Source organism: Chryseobacterium sp. PMSZPI, assembly GCF_002835665.1.
Lineage (GTDB): Bacteria > Bacteroidota > Bacteroidia > Flavobacteriales > Weeksellaceae > Chryseobacterium.
On sequence record NZ_PIZV01000018.1, the window covers coordinates 25,039 to 33,191 of the forward strand.

5 protein-coding genes are annotated in these 8,153 nt (G+C 37.2%); all 5 read left to right on the forward strand.

The features are described 5' to 3' along the window. Window positions 1-34 precede the first annotated feature (34 nt). Window positions 35-2,146: a T9SS type B sorting domain-containing protein gene (locus tag CW752_RS04290; protein WP_101238535.1), complete on the forward strand. Its 2,112-nt coding sequence runs from the start codon at window positions 35-37 to the stop codon at window positions 2,144-2,146. Between the two features lie 153 nt (window positions 2,147-2,299). Further along, a complete protein-coding gene (dnaB, locus tag CW752_RS04295; protein WP_101238536.1) occupies window positions 2,300-3,886 on the forward strand; it encodes a replicative DNA helicase in 1,587 nt (528 codons plus the stop codon). An 88-nt stretch (window positions 3,887-3,974) separates the two neighbouring features. Then, the gene (rnhA, locus tag CW752_RS04300; protein WP_101238537.1) at window positions 3,975-4,451 is read left to right on the forward strand and encodes a ribonuclease HI; all 477 of its coding nucleotides are present in this window, start codon (window positions 3,975-3,977) and stop codon (window positions 4,449-4,451) included. A 162-nt stretch (window positions 4,452-4,613) separates the two neighbouring features. After that, window positions 4,614-6,872, forward strand: a complete 2,259-nt coding sequence (locus tag CW752_RS04305) for a lectin-like domain-containing protein (RefSeq protein ID WP_101238538.1) — start codon at window positions 4,614-4,616, stop codon at window positions 6,870-6,872. A gap of 105 nt (window positions 6,873-6,977) precedes the next feature. Next, window positions 6,978-8,153, forward strand: a 1,176-nt coding sequence (locus CW752_RS04310; RefSeq protein WP_410493630.1) for a lectin-like domain-containing protein, incomplete at its 3' end; no start/stop codon positions are given.

The following is an 8,153-nucleotide window of genomic DNA, read 5'->3' on the forward strand; positions in this document are numbered from 1 at the left end:
AGTTCAATTTTGTTTTATAAAAATCATTTCAACAATGAAAAAAATACTACTTCTTTTAATTTTATTCATTTCACAGGCGTTTTATTCGCAATCGGATTGTGTTACTGCAATCCCAATCTGTGGAAACTCTGATATTTCCTATACTCCTTCTGGTGTTGGTAACATTGTAGAGGTCCTCAATCAAAATGGAGGATGCCTGTCTACTAATGAACATTATTCGGTATGGTATACCTTCACTGTCTCAACTTCAGGTACACTTGCATTCACCATAAAGCCCAATAAGTCGACTGATGATTATGATTTTGCAGTGTATGGTCCTACAACTAATGGATGTACTTCACTACAAAATGCTCAGCATGTTTTTGTAACCCCACTAAGATGTAATTATTCAGGAGCATCAGGAGATACAGGGTTAGACTTAAACCTTCCCCCGGGAAGTCCCAACAATTCACAATGGAGTCCTTATATGGATGTAAACGCAGGAGAAACCTATTATTTAGTTGTAGATAATTATAGTAAATCTACTTTTGGATTTTCTCTTATCTGGACCGGGACAGCGAGCTTAACTTCAGCTTTCAATGATATTGCCCTGGCTCCTTATCCTTTCCTTTCTCCGGGAATCGCCGGACCAAACCCAACAGACCCAAGCCAGGTTATGGTGTGTGGACTTCCAACTCAGTTTGATTTTTCGACCCTTACAGCAGGTATCATCAATGGAAACAGTAACAATTTCCAGGTAAGTTATCACAATAACACCAATGATGTACTTACAGGAAATAATCCTCTTACAACAACTACTGTAAACGGAACGACAACATATTATTACAGAATTGTCTACCATGATCCGAATAGTCCGGGCAACCCAATGAACGGATGTTTTATCACAGGGAAATTTAAATTTGTCAATGTTGGTATAACTGCTAATACGGCAACTTTATATTCCTGTAATAATAATGGAGCGGGTACAGCCAAATTCGATTTGACAACAGCCAATGTATTCGGAGGAACAGGAGCAACCATCAAATATTATCCTACTGCGGCCGATATGAATGCTGAAACCAATGAGATTACCAACCCAACCAACTATGTTTCACCAGAAGCTACAATATATGCAAAAGTAACTTCTTCATTCGGATGCAAGGCAACAACAACGATCAGATTACTATTCAACCCGGTAGTTGTATTAAAAGACACTGAGCTTAAGGAATGTTATATTGATAATAATATAACTTTCTCAACATTTGATCTTACATCTGCTAATTTAGGTTTGCCTAACCCGCTTCCAACCAATACAGTTATCAAATATTATAAAACATTAGCTGATGCAGAGAATGTAACCAATGCTATTTTAAATCCTAGTAATTACCTTTCAAGCAACACAACAATTTATGTAAGAGTAACCAACGATAAGCAATGTTATGCTATTTCCAAAATTGTTTTAACCGTTCTGCCTCCAGTTAAATCTGCCGTTCTAAAAGACAAAACCATCTGTGCCGAAGACAAAACAACATTAGACGCAGGACCTGGATTCGACGGATACGAATGGAGCACAGGAGAAACAACTCAATCGATCAGCAATGTTGGAATTGGAAGCTATTGGGTAAAATTGAAAACAGGAAAATGTTTTACACTTCAGGAAGTAAAAGTTCAACCAACTCAACAGCCTGTCATCTCAAGTATTGATATTTCTAATAATAACATCAGTATTTATGCTACGGGAGGCACAACACCTTATATGTATTCTATTGACGGAGTTAATTGGCAGGAATCTAACACTTTCTCGGGACTTCCTAGAGGAGAAAATAAAGTATATGTAAAAGATAAGTTCAATTGTATTCCTACTCAAATCACGATTACAGTTCCTAACCTTATCAATGCCATTACTCCAAACGGAGACAACATTAATGATGTAATCGATTACTCCGCATTAGCATACAAGAAAAATCTGGTCTTCATTGTATATGACAGATATGGAAATAAGCTTCATGAAGCTAACAAAATAAGAAATTTCACATGGGACGGAACTGCCTTCGGCAAGAAAATACCAACAGGAACATACTGGTATACGATTTCATGGAATGAAAATGATAAAAATAACACCGAAACAAAATACTCCGGATGGGTATTGGTAAAAAATAAAGAATAAAATTCCATTTATATAGTTGAAAAAATCACCTCAGACTGAGGTGATTTTTTTATCAACATATGCAACCTTCTGTTTATGGTATTTTCCAAAAACTGCTAATAATTTGTTGATTACTATTTTTTAATTATTTTCTAAATAGACTATCTTTGCACCATGGCGCAAAAAGAAACATTATCATCCTTAACGCACGGAAACTTTGCAAAAGAATTATCTATTGCGGATGGAAAAATGCCTCCCAATGCAGTGGATTTTGAAAGACTTGTTATCGGAACTTTTTTGATCGACAAAAAAGGGCTTGATCATTCTATTGACCTTCTTACTCCTGAAGTATTTTATGATCCCAGACATCAAGTCATTTTTTCTACTATTTTAAAGCTTTATGAGGGCAACCACCCCGTAGACTTAATGACCATTATTCAGGATTTAAAAAAAGAAGATAAGCTAAGCCAGGCAGGTGGAGATCATTACATTATTGATCTTACTATGGGAGTGAGTTCATCTGCGCACATTGAATATCATGTACGTGTTATTCTTGAAAAATATATCCTAAGAAGTCTTATCAATGTTTCAGCCAATGTAATTGATTCTTCCTATAAAGAATCTACTGATGTTTTTGAACTTCTGGACAAAGCGGAACAATCTTTTTTTGAAATCACCAACGGAACTATCAAAAAAGGATTCGACACTGCTAATTCATTGGTAAAACAAGCTATTGACACGATTAAATCTTTAAAAGACAAACAAGGACTTTCCGGGGTCCCGTCAGGCTTTAGAGATGTTGATAAAGAAACCGGAGGTTGGCAAAATTCCGATCTTATTATTATTGCGGCACGTCCCGCGATGGGTAAAACAGCATTCCTTCTTTCCATGGCAAGAAACATTGCTGTAGGCCATAAAATCCCAATGGCACTTTTCTCTCTCGAGATGGCATCTGTACAGCTTATCACCAGGATGATTGCTTCAGAAACAAGAATTTCATCTGAAAAATTGCGAAAAGGAACGCTAGATGATGAAGAATGGCAAAGATTATTCTCTAATGTTTCCGAATTGGAAAATGCTCCTTTATATATCGACGAAACTCCTTCTCTTTCGATTTTTGACTTCCGTGCAAAATGCCGAAGACTGGTAATGCAACACGGAGTAAGGCTCATCATGGTCGACTATCTTCAGCTAATGACTGCCGGAGGAGGTGGAAAAGGTGTCGGAAATCGTGAACAGGAAATCTCCATGATCTCCCGGTCATTAAAAGCCATTGCAAAAGAACTTAACGTTCCGGTAATTGCCCTTTCTCAGCTATCGAGAAGTGTTGAAGCGCGACCGGGTAAAAGACCTCAGCTTTCAGATTTGAGGGAATCAGGAGCAATTGAGCAGGATGCGGACATTGTATCTTTCATTTTCCGACCTGAATATTATAAGATTACAGTTTGGGATAATGACGAAGAGGGCCAGGAAACATCAACAGAAAATCAAGCGGAATTAATTATTGCAAAACACAGGAATGGTGCTACAGCAGATGTAAGACTATCTTTCTTAAAACATTTTGCAAAATTCGGAGATATTGAAGCGGCTTTTGATGGAGGTGCAGGTGGCGGATTTCCTTCTAACTTTGGAGAACCAAGTGGTTTTGACAAAATCAAAACAACCATTCAACCAGGTGCTGCTTTTGATCTGCCGGACAGCTCGAAACTTTCAGGATCTTCTATGAATGATCTTGATGACGATGATGATTTCCCGTTCTAAAACAAAACTAAATATTTAGTTTAATAAAATAAAAAAACTTACTCAGATTTGAGATAGTTTCAATCATTCAATTTCATATAAAACAAATTTGAGAATCGAAATATATACCGATGGAGCTTGCAGTGGCAATCCGGGAAAAGGCGGATATGGAATTCTCATGCGCGTTCCTGAAAAAAATTATCAAAAGACTTTTTCTAAAGGATTTCGGAAAACAACCAACAACAGAATGGAGCTTCTGGCTGTCATTACTGCATTAGAGAAATTAAAGTCAACAGAAAATGAAATCCATGTTTATACGGATAGCAAATACGTAGCTGATGCAGTAAATCAAAACTGGATTACCGGATGGATAAAAAGAGGCTGGAAAAATGTAAAGAACCCTGATCTTTGGAAAAGATTCATAGAATTATACAATCAGCATACACCTAAAATGCATTGGGTAAAAGGACATGCTGGTCATTTCGAAAACGAGCTTTGTGATAAATTAGCCGTTGCTGCAGCCAATTCTCCTAATCTTGAAATTGATACTTATTTCGAGAATCTGGACAACAACTCACTATTTTAACTATTAACACAAATCTACGATTAGATTTGCAAAGCGATCATTTATTCAGAATAAATAATATTATTTTAAATAATAATTAATTTTTTAACAAAATTAACATTAAATACATATTTATTAATTGGGATTTAATATCTTTACTTATTAATCCTAAATCCCAATTAAATGAATAAAAGTTTATTCTTTTGTCTTATTCTATTTTTCCTCAGTATTTCGGAAAAATATTTTACTCAAACTTACCAACTCGCAGGAAACCCAGTAAATACAACCGGATGGACAGTAGTTCCTACAGCAACAGTAAATACTGATTTCATTCAACTGACTCCGGACACTAATAATCAATCCGGATCTATAAGATTAAACGATCCTATCAACTTAAAATATTGCGACAAATGGAGAGTAGAGTTCGATTTCAGAATGGATTCCAACCAAACTTCCAATGGCGACGGAATTGCTTTTTGGTATTTAGCCAATCCTCCGGTTGCCAGTGTACTTGGTTCCGGGCTTGGAGTTTCTCAAAATGCAGTTGGACTTATTGTAGGATTCGACACTTACAACAATACTACAACAGCAACAATGAGTAAAGTTCACGTTGCTTATGGGCTGGTTCCCAACACAACCGACACCAATAACGTAGAATTTTTTAATGTTCCCGGAAGTTCCTTCCATTCTCCAGACCTGAATACAACACAGCCTTTTCAAGGGACCACTTTTAAGCATGTTGAAGTGACAGCCCAAGTGGACCCTGCTTCACCTACAAATTGGATTATAAAAATATCAATTGACGGAAATGTAATCTGTAACCAATCTTTTGCTCCTTCAGGAGCTGCGGCTGCTATGACCGTAGGCTATTTTGGATTTTCTGCTTCTACGGGAGGCGCGAGATCAAGACATTCAATCAAGAATGTAAAAATCTATACCGATAAAGTTGCTATTTTACAAAACTCAGCAACTCAGTCATATTGCCCCAATCCCACTACAGGATATGCATCCGTAGATTTGACAACCTTTAATTCTCAATTTGTAAACAATCCCGGCAATTACACATTTGCTTATTACCCTTTCGGAAGTTCAACTCCTATTGCGACCCCTACAAATTATCAGTTCAATGCCAACACAACCGTTACTGTTGTCATAAAAGACAATGCAGGTGTATTATGTGATAATCCGGATGGGAAAATACTATTGGTTCTCTCACCTTTCAAAGCAGATGACAAAACAATTCTTGCATGTAATAACAATAAAGCAGGAACCGCTATTTTCAATCTGACCACTGCTAATGTAACCAATGTGCCCGGTGTTATTAAGAAGTATTATAAAACTTTAAATGACCTTAATGCCGGCTCCAATGAAATTACATCTCCTGCCAATTACTTATCAGCCCCGGCAACAGTTTATGTAAAGGTTACAACACCGCAAGGTTGTACGGGATCAGCAAAAATCACGCTTTCTTTTTATCCGGAAACTCCCGTTAAAGAAGCAACTCTTCGGTCTTGCTTTATTGAAAATAACATTTCCAATGCAATATTTGATCTGACTTCAGCAGATATCACATCATTAACTACAGGAGCTTCTAAAAAATACTACAAAACCTCAGCCGATGCATTAAATGGTACTAATGAAATCATGAGCCCTAATCAGTACATGTCCACTAATGCAGTAGTATACGCAAAGGTTACAGATACTAACGGATGTTTCGCCATTACAAAGATTAATCTTATTGTTCTTCCTCCTGTTACCTCTGCTATCCTGAAAGATAAAATCATTTGTATTGGCGAGAAAACCGATTTAGATGCAGGTCCGGGATTTTCTGAATATGAATGGAGCACAGGAGCCAAAACCCAATCTATAAAAGGAGTAAGCGTTGGCAGCTATTGGGTTAAACTTAAAACAGGAAACTGCTATACCACACAGATCGTAAAAGTACTTGCTTCCGCCAATCCGGTTATTTCAAGTATTGATATCAATAATAATACAATCACTGTAAATGTGTCAGGAGGAACTCCACAGTATCAATATTCACTGGATGGTTACAATTGGCAGAATTCTAATACTTTTACAGGTCTTTCGAGAGGAGAAGTTAAGGTTTATGTAAAAGATTTTTATAACTGTACTCCCGTTGAAGTACAGATCACAGTTCCTAACCTCATCAACGCAATCACACCTAATGGTGATAATGTTAATGATTTTATCGACTACTCCGCATTGGCATACAAGAAAAACCTGATATTCACCGTCTATGACAGATATGGAAATAAGCTTTACGAAGCCAATAAAATGAGGAATTTTACTTGGGATGGAACAGCGTCAGGAAAGAAAATTTCTACCGGAACTTATTGGTATACCATTTCATGGAATGAAAGCAATAAAAACAATACCGAAATAAAATACACCGGCTGGATATTAGTAAAAAACAGAGAATAGCCATTGAGTGATAAGTATCGAACTACTCGTTCCCCAGGGTAGTTCGAATACAATTAAATGTGTATTTATCAGCATTAAAAAATAACAATATCACAATAATCCGTTATGAAAAAAAATATACTTATTTCTTTGTTGGCAATCTTACTTTTGCCGGTAAAAATATTTTCACAAATATATCAGCTCACAGGAAATCCCGTGAATACAACCGGCTGGAACCTCGTTCCTTCTGCAGTTGTAAATGGAGATTTTATACAGCTTACTACAGATCAGACAGCAAAGGTAGGAGGCATAAAGCTGAATGAAACCATCAATTTGAAATCCTGCGATAACTGGCAGGTAGAATTTGACTTTAGAATTGACGGAAACGGAACATATGCTCATGGAGACGGCATAGCGTTTTGGTACCTTGCCAATCCACCTGCTACATATGTTACCGGAAATGGACTGGGAATTCCGGATAACGCAGCAGGCCTTATGGTAGCTTTTGATGTTTACAATAACAGCACCGATCAGGAGATGAGCAAAGTCCATGTACTGTATGGCACCAATACAGGTAATATTGAATTCAATAATACTCCAGGAAGTACATTTCACTCCAATGATCTCAGAAGTTCTTTACCTTTTATAGGACCAAATTACCGACATGTAAAGGTAAGTGCCCATGTAGATCCGGCCATTCCGGCTAACTGGATCATTAAGATCGAGATAGACAACACCACTATTGTAAATCAGTCTTTCGCACCTTCCGGCGGAGCACTCAATATGACGAATGGCTACTTTGGTTTCTCAGCATCTACAGGAGCTGCTACTGCAAGACAGTCTATTAAAAACGTCAAGGTATATGCAGATAAGCTTCCTTTATTGCAGGCCTCACTTACTCCGGATGTATGCATCAATCAGGCAGTAGGAAGTGGTAGTGTAGATTTAACATCGTTCAATTCTCAGCTTGTTAATAATCCGGGCAACTATATTTTCACTTATATCGTTCAAGGAAGTTCAACACCAATTACCAATCCTTCCAATTTTCAATACACAGGAAATACAACAGTACTTGTATTTGTAAAAGACCCTCAATCTACCTTATGTGACGGAAATGCCATTATTCAATTAAACCCTACTCCATTCACCACAAATAACGCTACTCTGACCGGATGTAACAATAATAATGCAGGAACAGCTACTTTTGATCTTACCAGTGCTGCTCTAACCACATTTCCCGGAGTTATCAAAAAGTATTACCCAAGCTTATACGATCTTAATATGGGAACTAATGAGATTACT